Origin of the sequence: Chryseobacterium tagetis, from assembly GCF_016735585.2 — a bacterium.
In the GTDB taxonomy this organism is placed as follows: Bacteria; Bacteroidota; Bacteroidia; order Flavobacteriales; family Weeksellaceae; genus Chryseobacterium; species Chryseobacterium tagetis.
Map to the genome: position 1 here is coordinate 601,568 of NZ_JAERSE020000002.1, position 25,629 is coordinate 627,196.

General features: G+C 34.3%; 26 protein-coding genes and 1 pseudogene. 21 read left to right on the forward strand and 6 right to left on the reverse strand.

What is annotated here, in order from left to right; genetic code table 11:
* Nucleotides 1-12: 12 nt before the first annotated feature.
* The 3 genes from JI747_RS08185 to JI747_RS08195 are packed head-to-tail and all read right to left on the reverse strand — an operon-like array spanning nt 13 to nt 1,905.
* Nucleotides 13-567: a Maf family nucleotide pyrophosphatase gene (locus JI747_RS08185; RefSeq protein WP_225687611.1), complete on the reverse strand. Its 555-nt coding sequence runs from the start codon at nt 565-567 to the stop codon at nt 13-15.
* Nucleotides 568-576: 9 nt separating this feature from the next.
* Nucleotides 577-1,095, reverse strand: a complete 519-nt coding sequence (locus tag JI747_RS08190; protein WP_225687613.1) for a KdsC family phosphatase — start codon at nt 1,093-1,095, stop codon at nt 577-579.
* Between the two features lie 60 nt (nt 1,096-1,155).
* Entirely contained in the window at nt 1,156-1,905 is a 750-nt protein-coding gene (locus tag JI747_RS08195; RefSeq protein WP_225687616.1) for a Rossmann-like and DUF2520 domain-containing protein, read from the reverse strand.
* 179 nt (nt 1,906-2,084) lie between these two features.
* On the opposite strand from JI747_RS08195, the gene JI747_RS08200 reads away from it, so the two are divergent.
* From JI747_RS08200 to JI747_RS08215, 4 genes are all read left to right on the forward strand, one after another.
* Complete coding sequence (locus tag JI747_RS08200; protein ID WP_225687618.1) at nt 2,085-2,642, forward strand: RNA polymerase sigma factor; 558 nt, start codon at nt 2,085-2,087, stop codon at nt 2,640-2,642.
* Entirely contained in the window at nt 2,639-3,274 is a 636-nt protein-coding gene (locus tag JI747_RS08205) for a hypothetical protein (protein ID WP_225687619.1), read from the forward strand. Before JI747_RS08200 ends, JI747_RS08205 begins: the two co-directional genes overlap by 4 nt.
* 5 nt (nt 3,275-3,279) lie before the next feature.
* Nucleotides 3,280-3,789, forward strand: coding sequence for a hypothetical protein (locus JI747_RS08210; protein ID WP_225687621.1), 510 nt, complete (start codon nt 3,280-3,282; stop codon nt 3,787-3,789).
* Nucleotides 3,790-3,885: 96 nt separating this feature from the next.
* Nucleotides 3,886-4,911 carry a hypothetical protein gene (locus tag JI747_RS08215; RefSeq protein ID WP_225687623.1) on the forward strand — a complete coding sequence of 342 codons (1,026 nt, stop codon included), beginning with the start codon at nt 3,886-3,888 and terminating at the stop codon, nt 4,909-4,911.
* Nucleotides 4,912-4,949: 38 nt separating this feature from the next.
* Here JI747_RS08215 and JI747_RS08220 read toward each other — a convergent pair whose 3' ends face one another.
* Complete coding sequence (locus tag JI747_RS08220; protein ID WP_225687625.1) at nt 4,950-7,238, reverse strand: GH92 family glycosyl hydrolase; 2,289 nt, start codon at nt 7,236-7,238, stop codon at nt 4,950-4,952.
* 183 nt (nt 7,239-7,421) lie between these two features.
* Between JI747_RS08220 and JI747_RS08225 the strand changes: the two genes are divergently transcribed.
* Nucleotides 7,422-9,221 (forward strand): BamA/TamA family outer membrane protein, encoded by a 1,800-nt coding sequence (locus tag JI747_RS08225; protein WP_225687628.1) that lies wholly within the window; start codon nt 7,422-7,424, stop codon nt 9,219-9,221.
* A 149-nt stretch (nt 9,222-9,370) separates the two neighbouring features.
* The gene (gene lepA, locus JI747_RS08230; protein WP_225687630.1) at nt 9,371-11,167 is read left to right on the forward strand and encodes a translation elongation factor 4; all 1,797 of its coding nucleotides are present in this window, start codon (nt 9,371-9,373) and stop codon (nt 11,165-11,167) included.
* A 63-nt stretch (nt 11,168-11,230) separates the two neighbouring features.
* Here lepA and JI747_RS08235 read toward each other — a convergent pair whose 3' ends face one another.
* Together JI747_RS08235 and JI747_RS08240 are read right to left on the reverse strand one after the other, a co-directional pair.
* Nucleotides 11,231-12,064 carry a hypothetical protein gene (locus JI747_RS08235; RefSeq protein ID WP_225687633.1) on the reverse strand — a complete coding sequence of 278 codons (834 nt, stop codon included), beginning with the start codon at nt 12,062-12,064 and terminating at the stop codon, nt 11,231-11,233.
* A 17-nt stretch (nt 12,065-12,081) separates the two neighbouring features.
* Nucleotides 12,082-12,702 carry a DUF1579 domain-containing protein gene (locus JI747_RS08240; RefSeq protein ID WP_225687636.1) on the reverse strand — a complete coding sequence of 207 codons (621 nt, stop codon included), beginning with the start codon at nt 12,700-12,702 and terminating at the stop codon, nt 12,082-12,084.
* Between the two features lie 123 nt (nt 12,703-12,825).
* On the opposite strand from JI747_RS08240, the gene JI747_RS08245 reads away from it, so the two are divergent.
* From JI747_RS08245 to JI747_RS08315, 15 genes and pseudogenes are all read left to right on the forward strand, one after another.
* Nucleotides 12,826-13,521 (forward strand): NUDIX hydrolase, encoded by a 696-nt coding sequence (locus JI747_RS08245; protein ID WP_225687638.1) that lies wholly within the window; start codon nt 12,826-12,828, stop codon nt 13,519-13,521.
* A gap of 317 nt (nt 13,522-13,838) precedes the next feature.
* The gene (locus tag JI747_RS08250; RefSeq protein ID WP_225687640.1) at nt 13,839-14,381 is read left to right on the forward strand and encodes an NADAR family protein; all 543 of its coding nucleotides are present in this window, start codon (nt 13,839-13,841) and stop codon (nt 14,379-14,381) included.
* A 33-nt stretch (nt 14,382-14,414) separates the two neighbouring features.
* On the forward strand, nt 14,415-14,963 hold the full coding sequence (locus JI747_RS08255) for a prolyl hydroxylase family protein (RefSeq protein ID WP_225687642.1): 549 nt from the start codon (nt 14,415-14,417) through the stop codon (nt 14,961-14,963).
* A 71-nt stretch (nt 14,964-15,034) separates the two neighbouring features.
* Nucleotides 15,035-15,370, forward strand: a complete 336-nt coding sequence (locus JI747_RS08260) for a hypothetical protein (RefSeq protein ID WP_225687644.1) — start codon at nt 15,035-15,037, stop codon at nt 15,368-15,370.
* 3 nt (nt 15,371-15,373) lie between these two features.
* Complete coding sequence (locus tag JI747_RS08265) at nt 15,374-16,228, forward strand: hypothetical protein (protein ID WP_225687646.1); 855 nt, start codon at nt 15,374-15,376, stop codon at nt 16,226-16,228.
* A 4-nt stretch (nt 16,229-16,232) separates the two neighbouring features.
* Complete coding sequence (locus tag JI747_RS08270) at nt 16,233-17,303, forward strand: adenylosuccinate synthetase (protein WP_225687648.1); 1,071 nt, start codon at nt 16,233-16,235, stop codon at nt 17,301-17,303.
* Nucleotides 17,304-17,320: 17 nt separating this feature from the next.
* Nucleotides 17,321-17,794, forward strand: a complete 474-nt coding sequence (locus JI747_RS08275; RefSeq protein WP_225687650.1) for a macro domain-containing protein — start codon at nt 17,321-17,323, stop codon at nt 17,792-17,794.
* Between the two features lie 145 nt (nt 17,795-17,939).
* Nucleotides 17,940-19,175 (forward strand): TIGR02452 family protein, encoded by a 1,236-nt coding sequence (locus tag JI747_RS08280; RefSeq protein ID WP_225687652.1) that lies wholly within the window; start codon nt 17,940-17,942, stop codon nt 19,173-19,175.
* 16 nt (nt 19,176-19,191) lie between these two features.
* Nucleotides 19,192-20,169 (forward strand): DUF2971 domain-containing protein, encoded by a 978-nt coding sequence (locus tag JI747_RS08285; protein WP_225687654.1) that lies wholly within the window; start codon nt 19,192-19,194, stop codon nt 20,167-20,169.
* Nucleotides 20,170-20,181: 12 nt separating this feature from the next.
* Nucleotides 20,182-20,868 (forward strand): SIR2 family NAD-dependent protein deacylase, encoded by a 687-nt coding sequence (locus JI747_RS08290; protein WP_225687656.1) that lies wholly within the window; start codon nt 20,182-20,184, stop codon nt 20,866-20,868.
* Nucleotides 20,868-21,833: an ADP-ribosylglycohydrolase family protein gene (locus tag JI747_RS08295; protein WP_225687658.1), complete on the forward strand. Its 966-nt coding sequence runs from the start codon at nt 20,868-20,870 to the stop codon at nt 21,831-21,833. Before JI747_RS08290 ends, JI747_RS08295 begins: the two co-directional genes overlap by 1 nt.
* A gap of 12 nt (nt 21,834-21,845) precedes the next feature.
* Complete coding sequence (locus JI747_RS08300; RefSeq protein WP_225687660.1) at nt 21,846-22,391, forward strand: RNA 2'-phosphotransferase; 546 nt, start codon at nt 21,846-21,848, stop codon at nt 22,389-22,391.
* A pseudogene (locus JI747_RS08305) lies at nt 22,392-23,134 on the forward strand (metallophosphoesterase family protein). It begins immediately after the preceding gene.
* Nucleotides 23,135-23,470: 336 nt separating this feature from the next.
* A complete protein-coding gene (locus JI747_RS08310) occupies nt 23,471-25,195 on the forward strand; it encodes a M14 family metallopeptidase (protein WP_225687662.1) in 1,725 nt (574 codons plus the stop codon).
* A gap of 140 nt (nt 25,196-25,335) precedes the next feature.
* Nucleotides 25,336-25,617 (forward strand): hypothetical protein, encoded by a 282-nt coding sequence (locus JI747_RS08315; protein ID WP_225687684.1) that lies wholly within the window; start codon nt 25,336-25,338, stop codon nt 25,615-25,617.
* Nucleotides 25,618-25,629 lie beyond the last annotated feature (12 nt).

Consider the following 25,629-nt stretch of genomic DNA (forward strand, 5'->3'; position numbering starts at 1 on the left):
TATTGAAACTCTTTATATTTCTTTCAAAATTTTGTAAACCAAATGAGTAGGAAGTCCCATAATAGTATAAAAACTACCATGTATTTTTCTAATTTTAGCCATTCCAAGCCATTCCTGGATTCCGTAGCTTCCTGCTTTATCGAAAGGTTTATAGTTTTTAATATAATATTCTATTTCATCAGTTTTTAATTCTTCAAATTCAACATCAGCAACATCAGTTTCTGTAATTGTTTTATCTAAAGTTTTTATGGTAATTCCGGTATAAACCTGATGTGTTTTTCCGGAAAGTAACTGCAGCATTTTTCTGGCATCCTCTTCATCTTGTGGTTTTCCAAGGAATTGATTATCAATGGCTACAACCGTATCTGCAGTCAATAAAATTTCATTTTCTTCCAGTTTCCGGAACGCACTTGCCTTTAATTCAGAGAGATAACCTGCTGCCTCTCCTACTTTTATATGCTCAGGAACAATTTCTTCACAATCAATTTTTACCACTTCAAAATCGAAGCCTAAACTTGATAAGAGTTCTTTTCTTCTCGGAGATTGTGACGCTAATAATATCTTCATTTTCTGCAATTAAATAGATTGGGTATTATCATCGTGCCATTTTCCCTGAACTTTCATTACCTGCTCAATCACATCGCGTACTGCTCCACTCCCTCCTTTTATCGTAGAAATATAATCTGAAACGGCTTTTACTTCCGGAACTGCATTTTCAGGACAGGCTGCAATGGCAGAATTTTCCATCATATGAATATCCGGTAAATCATCTCCCATCGTTAGAATTTCCTCGTTCTTAAGATTATATCTCTTTTTAAAATCTTCAAAATCAACCAATTTATTATGAGATTTTGGATAATAATCTTCTATTCCGAGATAATTGATTCTATGTTTTACCATATCGTCATTTCCTCCGGTAATAACTCCAATTAAATAATTGTTTTTTAAAGCTTTAACGACTGCATATCCATCCAGAACATTCATTACTCTGGACATATTTCCTCCAGGCATCAGATAAACACTTCCGTCTGTGAAAACACCATCTACATCGAAAACAAATGCTTTAATATCTTTTAGTTTCTCTTTATAACTCATTTTATTTTAAGTTGTTGAGATGTTAATTTACCAACTTAGAATCTCAAGCGGTTAACATTTCTATAAATTATACATTTTTTGAATAGAATGATTCATTGTTTTATAAATCTGAAGACTTTCATCCTTTAGCAATTGTTCATGCAGTTCCAGAATTCTTTTATCGTTTCTTACCGCCGGTCCTGTCTGTGCAGATTTTGGCTCTATTTCATAAATTTTCTCTACCGTTTCATTAATTAATGGTAAAAAATAATCAAATGGAATCTCCTGAGAATCTGAAATTTCTTTAGCCCTTGAAAAAAGATGATTCACAAAATTACAGGCAAAAACTGCAGTCAAATGAATGTATTTTCTTTTTTCATGAGTACTTTCCATTACCCTTTTGGAGATCTTAGATGCCAATTCAAACAATATTTTTTTGTCTTCTTCATTATCTGCCTCTACAAAAAACGGGATATTCGAATAGTCCAGTTCTTTTGACTTTGAAAAGGTCTGTAAGGGATAAAGACTTGATTTTCTGTACTCCCCTGCTAAAATTTCTTTGGATAATGATCCTGAAGTATGGGTAACCAGACAATCTTTTTTGGTAATGATCTTAGAAACAGCTTCTATCGAATTATCACTCACACAAATGATATATACATCTGCATCTTTCAGGTTTTCTGTTGAAAAAGGAACTTTCAATTCTTCAGAAATTTTTTTCAATTCAGTCTCGTTCCTGCCAAAAATCTGAGCTAATGGAATACTATTCAGTACAAAAGCTTTTGCCATATGATAGGCCACATTTCCGGAACCAATGATTACAATTTGCATAAAACAAAGATAAGGTTTTAGGTTTAGTTTTATAAAATAAGAACGTTACAGAATTATTTTCTCCCTATAAAGACAATAAACATAACGATCTGATATTATTTTTGATATATTGGACTAAAAATTGAATAAGTAATTTAACTTTTAGATATTTTTGTAATCCAAAACAATGAAAGCATCTTATGAAGATTAAGGACGCGGAAATTATTTCGTTGATGCAAGACCCACGAACTCAGGAAAAAGGAGTTCGCGCATTGATGGATGCTTATCAGAGTAGATTGTATTGGCACATAAGAAGAATTATTGTGGACGGAGATCTTGCTCAGGATACTTTGCAGGATACTTTTATTAAAGCTTATCAGAATTTTCACCAGTTCAAAAACGATAGCCAATTGTACACATGGCTGTACAGAATCGCTACCAACGAAGCATTACAGCAAGTAAATAAGATGAAGAAAATGCAGAAATCTGATGAAGATCCTGAATATCATATGCAGAATCTTATTGCCTACAATACTGCAGGAGATGCAGAAGAAATACAAATACTACTACAGAATGCCATACAAAGCCTGCCCGAAAAGCAGAAACTGGTATTTATGATGCGGTATTATGATGATTTGCCTTATGAAGAAATATCTAAAATTGTAGATATGTCGGTAGGAACACTAAAAACAAATTATCATTACGCCAAACAAAAAATAGAAGAATATATCAAAGAGAATTACGAAGATAATTTTTGAGAAACAACGACATGAAAGACTTTGATCTGGAAAAATTAAAACGCGAAAACATCTATAAAGTTCCTGAAAATTTGTTTGAAAATATTCAGAAAGAGGTGTTGAGCGGCATCAATAATTTTGATCTGGAAAAAATAGAACGTAAAAATATTTACACAGTTCCTGAAAAATTATTTGAGAATATTCAGGAAAATGTACTGAATAGCGTATTGTCTGCTAAAAAAGCACCTATTTTCAAAATGAATTGGGCGTATGCAGCTGCAGCTTCATTAGCTTTGATTTTTGGAGTGACTTTTGTTTTTAATAGTGATGATTCAAAAGGAAAAGAAAATTCTCAGGCTGCCTATGCCATCAATAATCAAGAGCCAAAGACAGAAAGCGAAATAGCTTATGAAACCTTAAAATCTGATTTAACTTCTGTTGAAAATAATAATCAAACTGTTGTAAATCAGAGTAGCAAAGAAACTTATGTTCAGGATAGCGGAGAGGAAAAAACAAAACCTCAAACTGTGAAAGCTGCTTCAAAACATAATGAAAAACAAATGAACGAATATTTGGAATCATTTACAAATTCTGAAATTTCAGAATTAGCAAGTAATTCAAATCAGGATGTTTATTTGGATTTATATAATTAAAAAAGATGAAAAAGATATTATTTACCCTTTTTATCATTTATGGTCTTGGTTTAAATGCACAAAGGACAGACTATGACTGGAAAAAAATGGATCCTAAACAGAGGAAAGAGGTGATCAACAATCTTTCTCCTGAAGAACGAAAAGAGCTTCTTACAAAGTTCAGGAACAATATGGTGATGGATAATTTAAATATTGACCCAAGTGATAAAACTGAATTTACTGCAATTTATAATGAATATCTGGATAGCCAGAGACAGATAAAAAGCCAGTTTAATTCTAATTTTAATCCTGAGACTTTATCTGATGAAGAAGCTAAAGCTAAACTGCAGCAAAGTTTTGAAGTAGGGCAGAAGCTATTGGATAACAGAAAAAGATATGCAGACAAGATGCAACAAGTAATTCCTTGTCAGAAAGTTTTGAAATTGTTTCAGTCTGAAGGCATGATGAGAGATAAAATGAATGAAAGAAAGCCTCATGGAAACGATAATAATTCAAAACCTAGACAAACTCCATAATAGTTTATTTTTTTAATGTTGGACGACCCTCATAATTTATTTGTGAGGGTCGTTTAATTTTTAATGGAATGCTTAGTTTTGCGGAAAATTTAAACTATGAAAAAATTTTTGCAGGCTTTTATGACTTGTTTTGTGATCATTTCGTTTGCCCAAAACAAAGAAGTAATCAAATTCAGAGGGAATATAACGAATAACAGCGAAGGGAGTGCTTATAAATTTCTTACTGTTCTTGATCAGAGGGAAGATAAATCAATCGGGACATTACCATTTGGAGAGACTAAAGAAATGAAGGAAGTTGTTTTTCCTACGACACCTTCTAATGATTTCGGAAGCTGGTACACAAAATCGAATTATCAGGGAGGAGGATTCGAATTTATCCTGATTTTAAAAAGACTGAAATTATCCGTTGGAGAGACTGTGGGAAAAAATACGGAAGGAAAAATGGATTTTTCTGCTCAAACATTTTTAAAAGATGGAGATCAGTATCATTTTTTATACAAAAAAGACACGGTATTTTCTTTTAGTAATAAAGAGGTTTCAGAATTTATGGTCAAAAATATACCTACAATTTATTCCATTTTTATTAAAAAATCATATGAGATAAAGCCTACAGAAAAATCAGTTGTGTTTGCTGATCTGAAGGATTATGAAACTTTTGCAAAAAATAATTACGAGGTTTTTAAAGGAGATCAGCTGAAAGATGGTATTTATCTGGATCATCAATCTTTTTTCAATCAGGTTCCGGAGCAGGGAAATTACGTTCTTGAAAGAAATGATAAAGGGGAAGTGACTAAGGCAATTAAAGAAGAAAACGGTAAAAAGAACAAAATTTCTGCTTTTAAAATCTTCGCTTATGTTGAAAATGGAAAGGCATATAAAAAAACGATGTCAGGTTTTGTAGAATTAAACAGAAATGAAAAAGGCTTTTATATCATAAGCAATAAAGGATCGCTTTTTCCGGTTCAGTCGAATAGCACCTACGGAATGTTTGGTCTGATTGGCGGTATTGCCGGAGCAATTGAAGAAAACTCGAGGCAAAAGAAAATGCAAAAACAGGACAAGGAAGAAGTGCATATAGATTCTTTGACAGGAGAATATGATTTTCAGGATTCTGAAATTTAATAGGATAAAAAAAGAGAGACCCAAAAGTCTCTCTTTTTTTATTTTTTTTCAGTAGAATAGGAGTAAGGAAAGTCTTTTTCATTTGTTCCGCGGTCTTTATTGGGCTTGTTATCCATATTGAACTGTAGAGTAACGCCTTTCATTAATTCTGCATGGCTCAGCCAGTTTTTAGAATAACTTTTTCCGTTCATATTCAGTGATTTTACATATCGGTTTTCATCACTGTTACTGTCTGCTTTTATTTCGATATTTTTTCCGTTTTCTAGATGAATGATCGCCTTTTTAAATAAAGGAGCTCCTAAAACATACTGATCTGTTGCCGGAGTTACGGGATAAAAACCAAGAGCAGAGAAAATATACCAGGCTGAAGTTTGTCCGTTATCTTCATCCCCACAATATCCATCAGGAGTCGGCTGATACAAACGGTTCATTGTTTCGCGAACCCAATATTGTGTTTTCCAGGGTTCTCCGGAATAATTATATAAATAAATAATATGTTGAGCCGGCTGGTTTCCATGCGCATACTGTCCCATATTGGCATTCACCATTTCCTGAATTTCGTGGATGGTTGATCCATAATATGAGTCATCATAAATGGGAGGTAATTCAAAAACCTGATCGAGTTTTTTAGAGAATTCTTTTTTTCCGCCCATCAATTTTGCCAATCCTTCAATGTCCTGAAAAACAGACCATGTATAATGCCACGAGTTTCCTTCGGTAAAAGCATCTCCCCATTTGAACGGATTAAAAGGGCTTTGAAAGCTGCCGTCCTGATTTCTTCCACGGGCCAATTTTGTCTCCGGATCAATTATTTTCTGAAAATTTTGAGAATGTCTGTAATATTCTCCCCATTCAGATTCGGGTTTTCCCAATGCTTTTCCCAATTGTGCAATTGCAAAATCGTCATAAGCGTATTCTAGTGTTCTGGCTGCATTTTCATTGATTTTGACATCATAAGGAACGTAGCCTAGTTTTTTATAATATTCAATTCCCAGTCTTCCTGTTGCCTGTGGCCCTTCGTTATTTGCTCCATGAAGTAAAGCCTGATACAAAGTTTCAATATCATATCCTCTTAATCCTTTCAAATAGGCATCTGCAACCACAGAAGCGGAATTATTTCCAATCATAATATCAGAATAGGATGGGCTCGACCATTCGGGAAGCCAACCCCCTTCTTTGTAATCGTTAATCAATCCTTTTTGCATTTCAATATTGATGCTTGGGTAAACCAAATTTAAGAAAGGGTAGAGTGCTCTGAAAGTATCCCAGAAACCTGTTCCTGCAAAGCGATATCCAGCTTCAGTTTTCCCTGAATACGGACTGTAATGAACGATTTCTCCGGCTTTATTGATCTCATACATTTTATGAGGGAAACAAAGCATTCTGTATAAAGAAGAGTAAAATGTTCTCATTTGATCTATGGTTCCGCCTGCAACTTCAACTCTTTTTAATTTTTCATTCCAGGCCAGTTTTGCCTTTTTGAAAGTATCGTCAAATGAATCTTTATTTAATTCTCTCTGTAAATTTAATTCTGCCTGTTCCGGACTAATGAATGATGAAGCTATTCTTAATGTCACTTTTTCGCCTTTTTTGGTTGCAAAACCTACTACAGCTCCACAATGATTTCCTGTAATTTCCAAAGAATCTTTTACAAAATCCTTGTCCTTCCATGCAGAATATTTTGAGAAAGGTTTATCAGAATAAATGACGAAATAATTTTTAAAGCCTGTCAGTTTTCCCCTTGAATATCTTGTAGAATACCCGATAATTTTATTTTGGGAAGGAATGATAGTAATGCTTGAGCCTTTATCAAAAGCATCCACCACAAACCATGAATTTTCAGAATCGGGATATGTTAAACGAAACTGCGCAGCTCTTTCTGTTGGAGTAATTTCTGCCGTTACATTGTGATCTGCCAAATAAACACTGTAATAATATGGTTTTGAAACTTCTGATTTGTGCGAGAACCGGCTTGCTCTTTCATCTTCATTAAAACGCATTGCTCCGGTTACTGGCATGATTGAAAACATTCCGTAGTCATTCATCCAGGGAGAAGGTTGATGGGTTTGTTTGATTCCGCGGATTTTATCGGCATCGTAAGTATATTGCCATCCGTTTCCGTTTTTTCCGGTTTGGGGTGTCCACAAATTCATTCCATGTGGAACTGCAACTGCGGGATAAGTATTTCCGTTGGAAAGGGAAGGTTTTGAAAGAGAGCCAATCAAAGGGTTCACAAATTCTTCAGGGTTTTGTATGGCATTTTCAATCCATTGCGATTGCAGCTGACTGAAAGGAAGTATGAAAAGGAATAAAAGAATTTTTTTCATTGTTAAAAAATGGTTGAATTTTTTAATATTTTGAATGGGAAAGGTAAAGATTTTCTCAGGAATGATAGCAGATTTAACGTATAATTAAACATATTGCCCCGAATATAATGAAGAGAACTAAACACTTCTTTATCTTGGCTTATAAATTGATGCTAAAAGATTACTGTGTTTTTTTGATCCTTGATGAATAAATCAATTGTAATTTTAGTTTTCTTCTTAAGCTGTTTTTCCTGTTTAAATGCACAGGAAAAAAAAGATTCGCTTTATTATAAAATAGAGAAGTTTTCAGACAAAAGAAAAGTTACCAAATTCATTCATCGTTTTATATTCCGTAGGGAAGCGGATTCGGCTTCTGTAAGGACGACCACAGAAAAACTTTCACAGGAGACCTATAACGGAAAACATATCAGAAACATCCGTATTGAAACCATTGACCCGTTTGGATATGGTTCTCAGGATAAAAAAGAAAAATCGAAATGGTATGACTGGTTTACCAATCATCTTCATTCCAATACAAGAGTATCTACGGTCAATAATTATTTGCTTTTTCAAAAAGGAGAGGAATACAATGCCCAAAAGATTTACGAATCCGAACGTTTGCTGAGAACGATGCCTTTTATAAACAGGGTAAACATCAGTGTATCCGACAGTACTTCTACCAATGATTCCATTGATGTTGTTGTAAAAGTGCTTGATTCCTGGAGTTTAAAGCCTAGACTGAGCTATTCAGGAAGTAAAATCGGATTGGGAGTTACCGAAGAAAATGTATTGGGATTGGGACACGAATTCGATTTTCTATATAGAAATGATTTCAAAGAAAAGCAGAATTATCTTTTGGGAAGCTATACAGCGTACAATCTTTTTGGTTCTTTTATCAATGCCCAGATTTTGGGAGAACGTGATTTTTCAAAGAATGAAAGAATCAATCTGAACGTAACAAGGCCTTTTTTCTCTCCTTTGACGAAATGGGCAGGAGGTTTTACTTTTGAATATTTTATGCGGAATGTTTTACTTCCTGTAGAATCTGGAGATACTTTTCCAGAAGTTCAAATTAAGGTATACAGTCAGGATTTATGGGGAGGATATCAGATTCCTGTTTCCTCTGATCCAGGGGAAAAAGTTTCGAGTAATATTGCATTGATAGGAAGATTTCAGAATTATCAGTATAAAGACAGTCCCGAAATCGACCAATATCAATATTTCAGTTCTTACAGTAGTTTCCTGATGTCTGTCGGATATATTCAAAGAAAGTTTTCAATTCAGAAAAATATTTTTCAGTACGATTTACCGGAAGACGTTGCTTATGGTACTTCTGTGAATGTTACAGCCGGAGCTTTATCAAGAAGTAATGAGGTGATGCCCTATGCAGGAATTTCTGCATCTTATGGTACTTTTGCAAGGTTAGGATACTTTAATGTGAAAGCTCAGTTTGGTAGATTCTTTAACGAGGATAAACAAAATAGAGAGTCTTTCCGTTTGGAAGGAACTTATTTTACCAATCTTATGGACTGGAAATTTGTCAAAGCAAGACATTTCTTTTCTCCGACCTTAGCACTGGGAAATCCGCAGCATAACTTTTCTTATAGAGACAGGATCAATCTTTCTGCAACAGACGAATTTCCGGTTTATAATGCAGATTATATCGGGACAAAAAAACTGGTGTTAAGATACCAGCTTCAACTTTTTGTCAATAAAACGTGGAAGAATTTTCACTTCAGTCCTTACCTAACGGCGGCAGTCGGCTGGTTGGGAATGCCGGATGAGAAACTATTGAAAACAACCGCCAATACCAAAATAGGAGTAGGAGTTTTGATCAATAATCCGTTTCTAGTGTTCAACAGGATCCAGGTTTCTTTCACTTATTATCCTCGTGTACCGTTTGATAATAATTCTGTTTTTGATTTCAATAGCAACCGAAATAATTTGTTGCCAATGAACAGTTTTGCTACAGACATCCCGCATTTTGTGAATTTTGGAAATTAATGTCATCAATTTAGTAATCTATAAACTAGACTAAATTCTAAAAAATTTAAGCTGTAATTAATAATTGAAAATTAAATTTTCTCTCTATAAAATTAAGGATAAGGAATTGTCCTGCTTTTTTTTATCTTTGCAAATTACATAGTTCTTAAATGAAAAACATACGAAATTTTTGCATAATCGCTCATATTGACCACGGTAAAAGTACTTTGGCGGATCGTCTTTTGGAATATACCAATACGGTAACCCAAAGAGAACTACAGTCTCAGACGCTGGACGATATGGATTTGGAGAAAGAACGTGGGATTACGATCAAGTCTCACGCAATCCAGATGGATTATGAATATAAAGGCGAAAAATTTATTTTAAATCTAATTGATACACCGGGACACGTAGACTTTTCTTATGAAGTTTCCCGTTCAATTGCTGCCTGTGAAGGAGCGCTTCTTATTGTGGATGCTGCTCAAAGTATTCAGGCGCAGACAATTAGTAATTTGTACTTAGCGTTGGAAAATGATTTAATGATCATTCCGATTTTGAATAAAATTGACCTTCCTTCTGCAAATCCTGAAGAAGTAACTGATGAAATCATGAATTTGATTGGTTGCGAATATGAAGACGTATTAAGAGTTTCAGGGAAAACAGGAGAAGGTGTTCATAATTTATTAGAGCAAATTGTAGAGAGGATTCCGGCTCCGGTTGGAGATCCGGATGCACCGCTTCAGGCTTTAGTTTTTGACTCAGTTTATAATCCTTTCAGAGGAATTGAAGCCTATTTCAAAGTAGTAAACGGGAGTATTTCTAAAAACGAGAAAATCAAATTCTTCGCTACAGGAAAAGAATACGGAGCGGATGAAGTAGGTACTTTGAAACTGAAGCAGGTTCCGAAGAAAACAATTGGATGTGGTGATGTAGGATATTTGATTTCTGGTATTAAGGATGCAAGAGAAGTAAAAGTAGGTGATACCATTACTTCATTTGAAAATCCTGCTGCAGGACCAATTGATGGTTTTGAAGAAGTAAAACCAATGGTTTTTGCCGGGATTTATCCAATTGAGTCTGAAGATTTTGAAGAATTAAGATTTTCTCTTGAAAAATTAAGGCTAAATGATGCTTCTTTGGTTTTCGAACCGGAAAGTTCTGCCGCTCTTGGTTTCGGTTTCCGTTGCGGATTCCTTGGAATGCTTCACATGGAAATTGTTCAGGAACGTCTTGATAGAGAGTTCAATATGAACGTAATCACAACGGTACCCAACGTTTCTTACTTCGGATATACTAAAAAAGAACCGGAAGTTCCGATTTTGATCAATAACCCGTCTGAAATGATGGATCCTTCAACGATGGATAGAGTGGAAGAGCCTTTCATCAAAGCTTCTATTATCACAAAATCTGATTTCGTAGGTGCTGTAATGACACTTTGTATCGAGAAAAGAGGAGAAATTGTTAACCAGAGTTATTTAACTTCAGAAAGAGTGGAATTGGTTTTCAATATGCCTTTGGCAGAAGTTGTTTTTGACTTCTATGACAGATTGAAATCTATTTCTAAAGGATATGCATCATTTGACTATCACCCGATTGGATTCAGAGCTTCTAAGCTGGTAAAAATGGATATTCTGATCAACGGAGACATGGTAGATGCTTTATCTTCTTTGATTCACGATTCTAATGCATATTACATCGGTAAAAGAATGTGTGAAAAGCTTCGTGAATTAATTCCTAGACAGCAGTTTGATATTGCAGTTCAGGCAGCATTGGGAGCGAAAGTTATTGCAAGAGAAACCATTAAAGCATTAAGAAAAGACGTTACTGCAAAATGTTACGGAGGAGATATTTCCAGAAAGAGAAAACTTTTGGAAAAGCAGAAAGAAGGAAAGAAGAAAATGAAGCAGATTGGTAGAGTAGAAGTACCACAATCGGCATTCATGGCTGTATTAAAGCTTAATGATTAATTAAAAGAGCCGAATAAAAAGGCAAAAGATAAAAGGAAAACCGCTTCATTTGAAGCGGTTTTTTTATTTAAGATAACGGGTACTTCTTTGATTCTGAATAATTTTTTCATCAACAGGAATTTCAAATTCTTTTGAATATGCTTTGAAAAAGACAATTTTTGCTTTTCTTTTGCTGCCCTTTTTGAAATAAGGAACTGCATAAATCATAATTTCATTTGGGATTAACTGAAAGTAGTGTTTTGGACCTAATGTTGTTCCGCAAATCATATTATTACTGTTTCTAATATATTGAAATTCTTTATTGTTAAAAACATATTGCTCTACATGACTTGCTTCAATTGGAATTTTCAAAACTTTGGAAGAAATATTTTTAATATAGACAGGATAAGCCTTATGAATTTTTATTTCTCTAGTGTCATAATCCATTTTATAAAGAGGAATTGTATCTTTTTCTTTTACAATAATTGAAAGATTTTTATTTGATAAAGAGTCAATTAGATATTCTTCCGTATCTAAAATTTTGAGTTCTTCACTTCTGAAATATGGATCTATAACATGATTTATTGAATCATTCAACCTTTTTATTCTCTCAGCATAATCTTTTTCACTTTCATTAGATCTTGGAGGTGGAGGAGGCTCAGGAAATATATCTTTAAAATATTTTACCTCTATTTTGGGAAGAATTTCGCCTTTGTATAATAAATTAGATCCCATTTCATTGGTATCTTCATTAAATTTTTGGATGGATATATTGTTGTCTTTCGGAAAACTCAAAGCAATATTATCAGCAAAAGTCTTTTTCTTTTTGCAACTTATTAATAATACGATTAAGACTAAAAGAGATTTATTCATTCGAATTTTTTCTAAGAATTTTAAATCTACAAAAAACCGCTTCATTTGAAGCGGTTTTTTATTTATTTCTTACGAGTGAATAGTATTTCCATGGTCTTAAATTCTTTTCCGGTCTTAGAATCAGGACCGTACATTTCCAGTTTTTGGGTATTATCATCTACGAAAGTATAAACTTCCCTTATATCACAATCTTTTCCTGGTCTTGCGGGATCGGTCATTTTGCCTTTAAATTCAATGGATTTTGTTGATGCGTTCCATTCACCTTCCATATTCATAATTCCTGTTCCCATATTGTCGATCCAGGAGCTTACAAATTTCTTTTTAGCATTGTCATAACCCGTGATACTCATTCCTTCAAAAGGTATTCCCATAAAGTTTCCTTTGTGTTCACTTACCTGATAACGTCCTTCGAAGATCATTTTATTGGTAGCTTCAGAGGTGCTTGTCATTGGTTTTCCTCCGTTTTCCATCCAGGTTGTGTTGGCCCCGTTCCACATTCCGTCAGATTTTGCCAGCATTTTATGCATGTCTCCCGGAGTTGCGTATCCCATCCAGGCTTTATTCGCTGTCGCAGAATCTACGGGTTTCCATTCTTCGGTTTTCTCAGTTTTTACATCCATTTTTACTTTATCGCAGGTAATAAATAGAAATGCAGTGCAGACTGCAAAGAATAAATTTTTCATAATCGTTTAGTTTTAAGTTGATTATAAATTTAAAGAAAATAATAAAGCAAAGTTTTTTATTTTAAATTTGATATTGATTGTTCTAAAGCTTAGCTTTGTGTATTCATAACGCAAATCAATACAATGGAATCTCCAAAAAAATTACAGGATATAAAAGTTGCTGTAGACGCCGTTATTTTCGGATATTTTGATAAAAAAGACCTTCAACTTTTGTTGATTAAAAGGAATATCGAACCTTTCAAAGGAGGTTGGGCGCTTCCGGGCGGATTGGTTTTGGATGATGAAAATCTGGATGATGCCGTAAAAAGAGAATTGAACGAAGAGGCAGGCATAAAGCCCGATTTTTTGGAACAACTCTATACTTTTGGGAATGTGGGTCGCGATCCGAGAAACAGAGTCGTTTCGATAGCTTATTTGGGGCTTGTAAATCCTTCTTATCATGAACTCTTTGCCGACTCTGATGCGGATGATGCACAATGGTTTAGTGTGAACCAACTTCCGAAACTCGCTTTTGATCATCAAAGTATTATTGATATTGCGTTAAAAAGACTTCGTACAAAAATTCAGTATCAGCCGATCGGTTTTAATCTTCTTAATGACGAGTTTGCTTTTTCAGATCTTGAAAACCTTTACAAAACCATTATTGGTAAAGAAATTGACCGTCGGAATTTCCGTAAAAAAATTATGAGCTACGGATTGCTTAATGATACCAATACTTTAAAAAAGGAAGGAAGTGGCAGACCAGGAAAACTATTTACCTTCAATCAGGAGAAGTATAAAGAGTTGGAAGAAGAAGGATTTTATTTTGAAATCAAATAAATTTAAACATAAATATCCCTAATTTTTACACAAATTTATTCCACATTGTCGTTCTGAATGGAGTAATGCGAAGTATCGATAAATTGTGATCGAGATTCTTCCTTCGTCAGTAGGACAAACTGTAGCTGTTTTTATTTTTATCAGTAAAGAGTAAAATTCATTTCATTTGTAAGTAAAATTTATGGAATTTGTATTCAGGTAAGTTAAATTTTAATTACTGAAAATCAATTAATTAAATTATTTAGTGTGAAACTAACACAAATTAATTTGGATTGTAAAGATGTAATATTTTACATTTGTGTAATAATAACGCAATAATGAAATACACATTAGAAAATATCATTGAGAAATTTCAGAATAAAGAAAAGTTAGACTTTCTATTCTTTTGGGGACATACCGTGAAAGATGAAATTACAAAAGCCTGTTTCAGCCAGTGGTTTCCTTTGGAGTTTCAGGAAAATGGAATTAGTTATAAAACTGCTGAACATTATATGATGGCCGGTAAAGCGAAATTATTTAATGATCATGAAATTTTAGAGCAGATTTTAAAAGCTGAGACACCAAATGATGTTAAAAGTTTAGGAAGAAAAGTAAAGAATTTTGATCCGAAAATCTGGGATGAGCACAAATACGAAATCGTAGAACAGGGAAATCTATTGAAATTCTCCCAAAATGAAAAGTTTAAAGAATTTTTGCTTTCAACAAATGATAAGATTTTGGTAGAAGCAAGTCCTTATGATACAATCTGGGGCATTGGAATGCTGGAAACTGATCCGAGAGCTGAAAACCCATCACAATGGAATGGTGAAAATCTTTTAGGCTTTGCTTTAATGGAAGTAAGAGACGAATTAAGAAGGTAAAAACACAACCACCAACCACACAAATTATTAAATATGAAAAAGAAAGAATTACACCCTGAAATTTTTATTATTGAGAATTTTCTAACCGCTGAAGAATGCAGTGAATATATAAAAAAAGCTGAACAGGAAACTTTTGAAGAAGCAAAAATAAATATGCACGGAAGGCAGGTCATGAGCAAAGGAATCAGAAATAATGAAAGGCTTATGATATTTGATGAAAATATGGCTGAAGATCTTTTTCAAAGAGCAAAAGACCTTTTGCCGGAAGAAGCGGGAATATATAATCTGTCCGGTTTTAATGAAATGTTCAGGGTTTATAAATACTTGCCGGGACAGCTTTTCAGAATGCACAGAGACGGAAGTTATGTAAGAAATGAAGATGAAGTAAGCTTTTACACCTTTTTAATCTATCTGAATGATGATTTTGAAGGTGGAGAAACTGAATTTGAAAACCTGTTCACCATAACACCGAAGAAAGGTTCTGCATTGGTTTTTTACCATCCTTTAAGACACGAAGGAAAAACTTTAATCAGTGGTTTGAAATATGTTTTGAGGACAGATGTGATGTACTCTAAAAAATAATTCGAAAAGAAGAAAGGCAAAACCATGCACTTTTAAATTAGTGTAAAATTAACACAAATAAAAAATGAATTATGGAAGAAAACCTAAAACCCAGATTCATCGAGTCATTACAAAGAAATAATGACCAGATCAGAGAAGACCGTGCCCGAATTATCGGAGAAGATGCAGAGCTGATTTACAGGCGGAGAGTAGAAGATATTGAACTGAAAATCAAAAGACTGGAAAGAGAACAGGAAGGCCTGATCGATATCAGTCCATTAGACAAAAACAGTTTAACGTTCGCTGATTTTCAGCCGGAAGCATTCGTTCAGAGAGATATAGAATTATCATTAATCATCAGAAATTTAAATATTCAGCTGGAATTAACAAGAACAAGATTTGAATATTTATTTGGAAAAAAATTTTAAGTTATGGGAGGTACAAGATACGATATGGACGCTCGTTTTGACCGAGCAAAGAAAGCAGGGTATGCATCAAAATCTGCAAGTGAAATTTTCACGCAGAATGCAAAAAGAAAAGCACACGAATCGATGAATCCACACGGTATTTCTTTCAGGGAATCAAGAGATTCTGCGGTTCATCCGAATTCAGTTCCTATTATTTTAGGATTGGATGTGACCGGAAGTATGGGACATATTCCTTATGATCTGATTCAGGAAGGACTTCCCAAATTAATGGGCGGAATTATTCAGGGCGGAGTTCCCGATCCGGCACTTTTATTCTTGGGAATCGGGGATCACGAATGTGACGGTTATCCTTTGCAGGTTGGCCAGTTTGAATCGGGAGATGAAGAGCTTGATATGTGGTTAACAAGAACTTATATTGAGTCAGGAGGTGGAGGAAACGCAGGTGAAAGTTATTTATTGGCTTGGTATTTTGCCGCTTTTCATACAAGAACAGATGCTTTTGAAAAGAGAGATCAGAAAGGATTATTGTTCACTGTTGGCGACGAACCTTGTCTGAAAACCCTTCCTGCTTCTGCGATCAGAGAGATTATGGGAACGGGACAACAGACCTTCAAACATACAGAGTTATTGGCGGAAGCTCAGAAGAAATATGAAGTTTTTCACATCAGTGTTTTGCATTCAGGACAAGCTGTAAATGCAGATAAAGGATGGAAAGATTTATTGGGGCAAAACTGTTTATCCATCGAAGATTACAGAGATGTTCCGAAAGTAATTAAAGAGGTGGTTTGTAGTAAATTTAAAGATAGTTTTACGAAAGCAACCGAGAATTTAGGATTAGATAATATTCAAATGTATTAAAAAAATGAAAACAGCACAGATAATTATAGGCTTAGGATTTGGTGACGAAGGTAAAGGGATAACCACCGATTTTCTGGCTCAACAACATCCTGAGTCTGTAGTTATTCGGTTTTCTGGAGGTCAACAGGCGGCACATACGGTGATGATTGATGATGAAAAGCACGTTCATTCCAGCTTTGCGAGTGGTGCGCTGCGTGGTTTGCCTTCCTATTTTACGGAACATTGTACGATTCATCCTACTTATTTGTTCAATGAAAAGGAAGAATTAATTCAGAAAAACGGAAATGTTGAGTTACATATTCATCCGTTGGCAAAAGTGACTACCCCTTTTGATGTTTTATACAACAGAAAAAATATCAAAAATTTAGAACACGGAACCTGTGGAAAAGGAGTGGGTGCAACGATGAAAAGAAATGAAAGCCCGTTTAAATTATTTGCTGTTGATTTAATTGCTCCGAGAACGATGCTGATTGAAAAATTAAAAGGAATTGCCAATTATTACGGTTTTGAAGAAGATGAAGAAATCAATAATGCATTGCACGTTTTTTTAGAAGCTATTGATAAGATTGACTGGAAAATAGAAGGCTATGACTATTTAAAATCATTCAATCATCTTATTTTTGAAGGCAGTCAGGGGATTTTACTCGATATGGATCACGGTGTTTTTCCAAATGTGACCTACGCTAATACGACTTCAAAAAATGCTTACGAAATCTGTAAACTGTTGGAAATTGAAAATATTGAAATGTTTTACGTGACAAGAAATTATTCTACCCGTCACGGAAGCGGATGGATGAGCAATGAAAAATCATTACCCTTGAAAAATAATGAAGAAGAAACATGTACTTTTAATGAATTTCAAAAAGATTTGCGTTTCGGAGAACTGGATGATGAGCTGTTGAATTATGCTTTGAAAGTAGATGAAGCCTATGTTGTTGCCCAAAAGAAAAATCTGGTGGTAACTTGCTTGGATCAGTTGGATAAACCATTTAAAATAGAAAATCTTAAAGTGAAATTTGATGCAGTTTTTGGATCGTATTCTCCATTTTCAAAGGATTTTCGAAGAATTGATTAATAATGAAAAACACAATGATGAAAAAGATAATATATATAAAAGGAGACGCTACAAATCCACAGACAGAAGGAAATAAGATCATAGCCCATATCTGCAATGATATTGGTGGTTGGGGAAAAGGTTTTGTTTTAGCAATATCAAGCCGATGGAGGATACCTGAAAATGAGTACAGAATGTGGTTTAAAAATGGTGAAAATTTTAAACTTGGAGAAATCCAAATCGTTCAGGTTGAGAAAAATCTTTGGGTATGCAATATGATTGGTCAGCATAAAATAATTTCCAATTCAAAAGGAATTCCGCCGATTCGTTATGAAGCAGTTGAAAAGTGTCTTGAAAAATTAGCAGACGAAGCCTTAAAATTAAATGCAAGTATTCACATGCCGAGAATTGGTTGTGGTTTAGCCGGAGGAAAATGGGAAGAAATCGAACTAATTATCGAAAAAACTTTACTAAAAAATAATGCAGAAGTATATGTATATGATTTTGAATAAAACAATTACTCGAAGTTTGATAATAAAAAAAATCTTTGAGAGCTTAGCTAAGTGAAACGCCTTTGCGAACTTAAAAACATTTAGTAGTAAAATAAAAACTTTGCAGCCTTTGCGTTAAAAAGATTTAGAATATAAAAGCACAACAATGAAAACAAAAACACTTTACAGACCCGTCGGAGAAAAAGAAATGATCTTAATTATCGAAAGCAATTTCAAAAAATTTCCTCCAAGATTAGAATGGCAGCCGATTTTCTATCCTGTTTTGGATGAAGATTATGCTTCAGAAATTGCAGAAAAATGGAACACCAGAGATGAGGCGGGAAATTATCTTGGGTTTATTACTCAATTTGAAGTGTTGGAAGATGAAGTGAATAAATATCCTGCACAAAATGTCGGAGCCAGAAATCACAACGAATTATGGGTTCCGTCAGAAGAAATGGATACTTTTAATCAGGCAATTGTAGGAAATATCAAAGTGACAAAAGTATTTATGGGGAAAGATTTTAAAGAACCTGCAAATACTGATGTAGAAAATTTATTAGTAAACATAAAAAAACTAACGATGACCAATAAAGGAATGGCAAAAGATACATTGGAAATCCTTGCCAGGAAATATTATATAAACGAACACAACGAAAAAATAAATATAGAAAACGAACTGGAAATTTCTACCAAAGAAACGGTTTTGTTTTATCCTGAAAAACTTTCAGAACTCGCAAATAATGAACTTCCTGAAACCAATTTTGAAACACAGTTTGAAGTTTGGAGATGCAGTTCATTAAAAGCAATTTTAAAGTTAGCCGAAGAAGCAAATCAGGAAAAAATGATGTGCCTGAATTTTGCATCAGCAAAAAATCCGGGTGGTGGTTTCATTAATGGGGCAGAAGCTCAGGAAGAAAGTCTGGCAAGAACTTCAGGATTGTATGAAAGCTTGCTTCAAGGGTGGGATTATTACAAAATTCATCGCGAAATGGAATCTTGTTTCTACACCGATATGATGATTTACAGCCCAAAAGTTCCTGTTTTCAGAAAGGATAAAGGCGAATTGTTGTCCAAACCAGTTTTGTGTAATTTCATTACGTGTCCGGCTGTGAATGCGGGAGTTGTCAAACGTCAGGAACCGGAAAGAACTCACGAAATTTTCGGAGCGATGGAGGTAAGAACAGATAAAATGCTGACGTTGGCTTTACATCAGGGAAATGAAACCTTGATTTTAGGAGCTTGGGGATGCGGAGTTTTTAGAAACGATCCGAAAGAGATTGCAGAATTGTTTAAAAAGTATCTTCACGGAAAATATAAAAATAAATTTAAAAGAGTGGTTTTTGCGATTCTCTCCAAGAAAGAAGAAATGATAGAGCCGTTTGAAGAAATTATTTTATAAACTTTAATCAATTACCATGAAAGTTTACAAATACAGAAGCATTGATGAAAAAGCATTTGAAAGAGATTTTAAAACATTAAGAGAAAATTGTTTTTTCGCTCCTAATTATGCTCATTTAAATGATCCATTCGATATTTATTTTAATGAACAAATTACGCCAGTAATAAAAACTCTAAGAGCAATATTTCCGGATAATAGCATATCAAATTTTGAAAATGAACTTAGGAAAACCTTAGATTTTAAGGAAAGAGTTGGCATTTATTGTTTAAGCAAAGACTTTTTAAATGAGCAACTTTGGGCATATTATGCAAGTTCTTATTTTGGTTATTGTATAGAATATGACTTGAATAAATTAACTGATAAAAGCCAAAATCCGGATTTTGAATGTCAATTAGAGATTCATTATGAAGATGATATTCCTACCATTGGTATTGATGATATTAAGAATACAGAGAGCTTTATTAAAAAAATATATGCAATCAAAAAATCAACATGGAAACATGAAGATGAAATTAGATTGATTTTTAATAATAATGGATTAAAAAAAATTCATTCTTCAGCGATTACAGGCATTTATTTTGGATTTAGAACAGAGCAAGTTATAAAAGAATCTTTTTATGATCTTTTTAAGAATAATGATGTAAAGTTTTACGAGGTTTTTCCTTCAAATTTTAGATTAGAAAGAAAATTAATTTACGAAACAAAAAGAAGTCTAAAATATAAAATCAATAAGTTCAACTTTGAATTCCTTAGAGAACCCAGAGAAAATAGATGGGAGCAAATTTTTGAAGTTCATTATAAAGGAAATAGCAATGACCCAAATGAAATAAAAGAATTTGTTCAAGCTTTTAAAGAAATGTATTGTTTTAAAAAGAGCACTTTATACATTTTTAACAACAAAGAGGTTGTGTCTTTATTGGATACTTATCCGATGAATGAGGATCAACATATTGAATATAATAAATCAACTATTCAAATAGTTTATGAATTATAAAAACAAAAACAAATGAAAAAACTAACCATATTAACCGGCGCAGGAATAAGTGCCGAAAGCGGAATAAAAACTTTCAGAGACGGAGACGGTCTTTGGGAAAATCATAGTATAACGGATGTGGCAAGTCCTCAAGGATGGAGAAAAGACAGAGCGTTGGTATTGGAATTTTACAATCAGAGACGTCGACAACTTCATGAAGTGGAGCCTAATGATGCTCATAGACTAATTGCTGACTTAGAAAAACATTTCGATGTTCAGATTATTACTCAAAATATTGATGATTTGCATGAAAGAGCGGGTTCAAGTAATATTATCCATTTGCACGGAGAATTGTTCAAATCATGCTCCTGCAACAACAAAAATCTGGTGTATGATCAAAAAGAAGACATCAATATCGGTGACAAAGCGGAGGATGGAGCCCAATTAAGACCTTTTATCGTTTGGTTTGGAGAAGATGTTCCTTTGATGAAAGAAGCTACAAAATTGGCGAAAGAAGCAGATATTTTTCTGGTAATCGGAACATCGCTGCAGGTGTATCCTGCTGCAGGGTTGCTTCATGATATTAAAGATGACTGTCTTTTAATTGTAATCAATCCTAATGAAACAGGTGTCGGATATGGGCAAAGAGCCGTTGTCATGAAAGAAACCGCAACCAAAGGAATGAAATTATTGTACGATAAACTCTTAGATCTTGCCTGATGGAAAATCTTGTAAAAGCAGGAATATTCGGTGTTTGTGTTGGTGATGCTTTGGGGGTTCCGGTGGAATTTCGAAGTCGTGACCAATTGAAACGTTCCCCAGTTACGACAATGAGGGCTTTTGGGACTCATCGTCAACCAATTGGAACTTGGAGTGATGACAGTTCTTTAATGCTTTGTCTTGCAGATAGTCTTTTCAAAGGATATGATTTGGAAGATATAGCTTTAAAGTTTTTACAGTGGTACAATGCAGAGATCTGGACACCACACGGAAGAGTTTTCGATATTGGAATAGCCACTTCACAAGCCATTCGTAGAATCAGTAAAGGAGTTTCCCCTACTTTATGTGGTGGAACAAGCGAATTTGATAATGGGAACGGTTCTTTAATGAGAATTTTACCATTATTATTTTACATTAAAGATTTTCCAATTAAAAGACGTTTTGATATTACAAAAAGTGTTTCAAGCATCACACATGGCCATATACGCTCTGTATTAGCTTGTTTCATTTACTTAGAATTTATTTTAGAAATTTTTAAAGGAAAAGATAAATGGGAAGCTTACAAAATAATGCAGGAAACGATTAAAGAGTTTTTGGATTGTAATCCTATTTGTTCACAAGAAGAAATGGATAAATTCCATAGAATTTTAGAATTAAAAGTTGGCGAATATGATTTAGCGCCGTTATATACTTTGGAGGAAGAAGAGATAAGTTCATCAGGTTACGTACTCTCAAGTTTAGAAGCTTCTTTATGGTGTTTTCTGAATTCTGAAAGCTATTCCGAAGCTGTTTTGAAAGCTGTCAATTTAGGAGAAGATACCGACACAACGGGAGCAATCACTGGAGGAATTGCAGGAATTTATTACGGTTTTGAAAATATTCCGGAAGAATGGATTGATGTATTGGCGAGGAAAGAGGATATTGAAAACTTATGTAATAAATTAGAAACTCAATTAATGAAATAAAAAACACAAACAATGAATGAACAACAAAAGAAAAAAATAAGCAAATTTATAAGTTTAGTGCTAAGACATAAACCTGAAGTCATTAATTTAAAGCTAGATGAAAACGGCTGGACAGATGTTGACGAATTAATCACAAAATCAAAAAGAGATTCTCATGAGGGATTTACCTTTGAAGAACTTAATGAAATTGTAGAAACCAATGATAAGAAGCGTTTTATTTTTAATGAAGATAAAACGAAGATCAGAGCCAATCAAGGGCATTCGGTAGATATTGATCTGGCACTGAAACCACAGCAGCCGCCAGAGTTTTTGTATCACGGAACAGCTCAAAGTAATATCGATTCCATTTTAGAAAAAGGAATTGAAAAAAGAAGCCGGCAACACGTTCATCTAAGTCAGGATAAGGAAACGGCTACTAAAGTGGGAATGCGCCACGGAAAACCGACTATTTTAATCATTAAAACGCAAGAAATGTTTAATGACGGAATAGAATTTTACCTTTCTGAAAATAATGTTTGGCTGACGGATTTTGTGGATGCAAAATATATTTCAAATTAAATGAAAAGAACATTAGTAATAGGAGACATTCACGGAGGATTCAGAGCTTTGAAGCAGGTTTTGGAAAAAGCAGATGTTACTGAAAAAGACACCTTAATTTTTTAGGAGATTATGTTGATGGATGGAGTGAGTCTTCTCAAACCATCCAGTTTTTAATAGAACTTTCCAATCATCAGGAATGTATTTTTATCAAAGGAAATCATGATGCATGGACGGAAGATTGGCTTTCTTTTGGAACAGCTCCCGATGTTTGGCTTTTCAACGGTGGACAAAGCACAGTTGACAGCTATTTTGAGTATTCTTTGGAAGATCTGGAAGTTCATCTTGAATTTTTTCAACGAATGAAAAATTACTACATCGACGAAGAAAACCGTCTGTTTATTCATGCGGGATATTCTTCTATGCATGGTCCTGAAAAAGAAGTGTATTCCAGTAATTATCGCTGGGACAGAACCCTTTGGGAAACAGCTGTTGCTATGGATAAAAAGCTGTCCAAAAACTCAGAATTATATCCGAAAAGACTCCTTTCGTACAAGGAGATTTTTATTGGTCATACGCCGACTTTGCATTTAGGAATTAAAGAACCGGTCAATAAAGCGAATATTTGGAATGTAGATACCGGAGCAGCTTTTACCGGATCGTTGACGATTATGGATATTGATACCAAAGAATTCTGGCAAAGTGATCCGCTTCCGAGCTTGTATCCTGATGAAAAAGGAAGAAACAATAATACTATTAAATAAAATACTCCCGCAGATTTTGCAAATTAAGCAGATCTTTATTATTCTGTGAAGATCAGTGCAATCTGTGGGTTTAAAAACTACCCATCCCATTTGTCATTCTGACGTAGGAAGAATCTCTGCTTTAATTTTAGAGATTCTTCATTTCACTTCGTTACATTCAGAATGACATAGCTATAAAATTTCCTTTCCTGAGCGAAGCGCCTTTGCGAACAAAAAAATAAACAGAATAATTTCAAATAAAATCTTTGCGACCTTAGCGTTAAGACAATATCAAACAACATCAATTTCGCAGTCTTACAAAAACGAAGTAATTTTAAAACTCGAAATATCACCTCAATGAAACTGAAATATCTTTTCTTGTCTTTTGCTTCCTCTCTTCTCTTTAGCCAAAACAATTTCCAGACACCTTTTGAAAAAGGAAACGGAAATCAGACGGTTACCTATACCGAAATGAATACTTATTATCAGAATCTGGCTCAAAATTTCAACACGATTCAATATCTGAAAAAAGGGGAAGATGATAATGGAAAACCGATTTATGTCGTTATTTACAATCCTTTTCCTGAGAAAAACTTAGAGCAGCTGAGAAAAGATAAGGCGATTCTTTTTGTTAATAACGGAATTCATCCCGGAGAACCGGACGGAATTGATGCCACCATGATGTTGATACGGGATCTTGCCACAAAGAAAATTAAAACCCCTCAAAACTTTATCATTGCAGCTATTTCATCTTATAATGTAAGTGGAATGCTGAATCGCGGATCGTTTTCCAGAGCCAATCAGAATGGTCCGGAACAGTATGGTTTCAGAGGAAATGCAAGGAATTATGATCTGAACAGAGATTTCATTAAAGCAGATACAAAAAATGCAAGAAGCTTTCAGGAGATCTATCAGTGGCTGAAGCCTGATGTTTTTATCGATAATCACGTCAGCAACGGAGCAGATTATCAATATACCTTTACCTATATTTCGACTTTTAAGGAACGTTTGGGAAATGTATTGGGAGAATATTTTTACAATAATTATCAGGCAAAGAATCTCAAAGACCTGGAAAAGCTGGGTTACGAAAGTACTCCTTATGTCAATATTCATGGCGATGTTCCCGAAGTGGGATTTGCTTCCTTTGAAGACTCTCCGAGATATTCTACGGGTTATACGACATTGTTCAATTCTCTGGGAACCGTTCCTGAGACCCATATGCTGAAACCTTATGACAAAAGAGTAGATGCGACTTACAAATACATGCTTGTCAACCTTCAGAATCTGGATAAAGACTACAAAAAGATCAAGCAGCTTCGAATTGAAAACTTAAAACAATACCAAGCCGGAAAGCAATACGGAATTCGCTGGAAAATAGATTCTACAAAATATTCTACGATGGATTTCAAAGGATTTGAAGGAAAATACAAACCGAGCGAAATTTCCGGGAAACCAAGGCTGTATTATGACCGGAACAAACCGTTTACCAAAAAGATAAAGCTCTTCACGACGGCTGTTCCGACGGGGTATGTCACGATCCCGAAATATTATATAATTCCTCAGTCTCAATATCACGTGATTGAAGAATTTAAAAGAAACGGGATTCAGATGAAGCCGATGCAGAAAGACAGTACCATTGAGGTAGAGTCTTATAAAATTAATGATTTTAAGACCGTTAAAAATCCTTATGAAGGTCATTATCTGCATTTTGAAACGACCGTTGATGTATCAACTAAAAATTTAGTTTTTATGACAGGAGATTATGTTGTTCCGACCGATCAGGAAGGCGTAAAGTATATCATTGAAACCTTAGAGCCGGAAGCATTGGATTCATTCTTCAACTGGAATTTCTTTGACGGAATTTTAGCACAGAAAGAATATTATTCAGCGTATATTTTTGAAGATACCGCGGCAGAATTATTAAAGAAAGATAAAGACCTGAAACAAAAATTTGAAGCCAAAAAAGCATCAGATAAAACTTTTGCAGACGACGGAATGGCTCAGCTGGACTGGGTTTATAAAAACTCGCCTTATTTTGAAGAAAAAACATTCCGACAATATCCGATTTATAGAATCTTATAAATTTTAAAATTCGATTTAATTTATTGATAATCAGTGTGTAAATTCCGTATATTTCACATTCGGAATTGTTGATTATACTGATACGATTTGTTTTTTATCTCCCGAAATTTGCTTTGTAAAAACCAATAAAAACTACAATTATGGCAACTAAAAAGCAATTTTTCGTTTCATTGGAAGGCGTTGACCTTTCAGACGAGCAGCTGAAAAACATTGACAGAGGAATTCAGAATGTGGTTCTTTCTGAGCTTTCGAAAATTGACAATACGCAGGCTTTCGGAGCTTACAGAGATTTTAAAGGATTACTGAAACCCCTTCGAGTGAAAGACTGGTTTCCTTGGGGGATCATTATCTTCAAACACGGTATTGATGTTCAGAGCCAGATCAAAGACATTCAGACTCAGATAAAAGGCTATGGAGGCTGATTTTCACTCTTC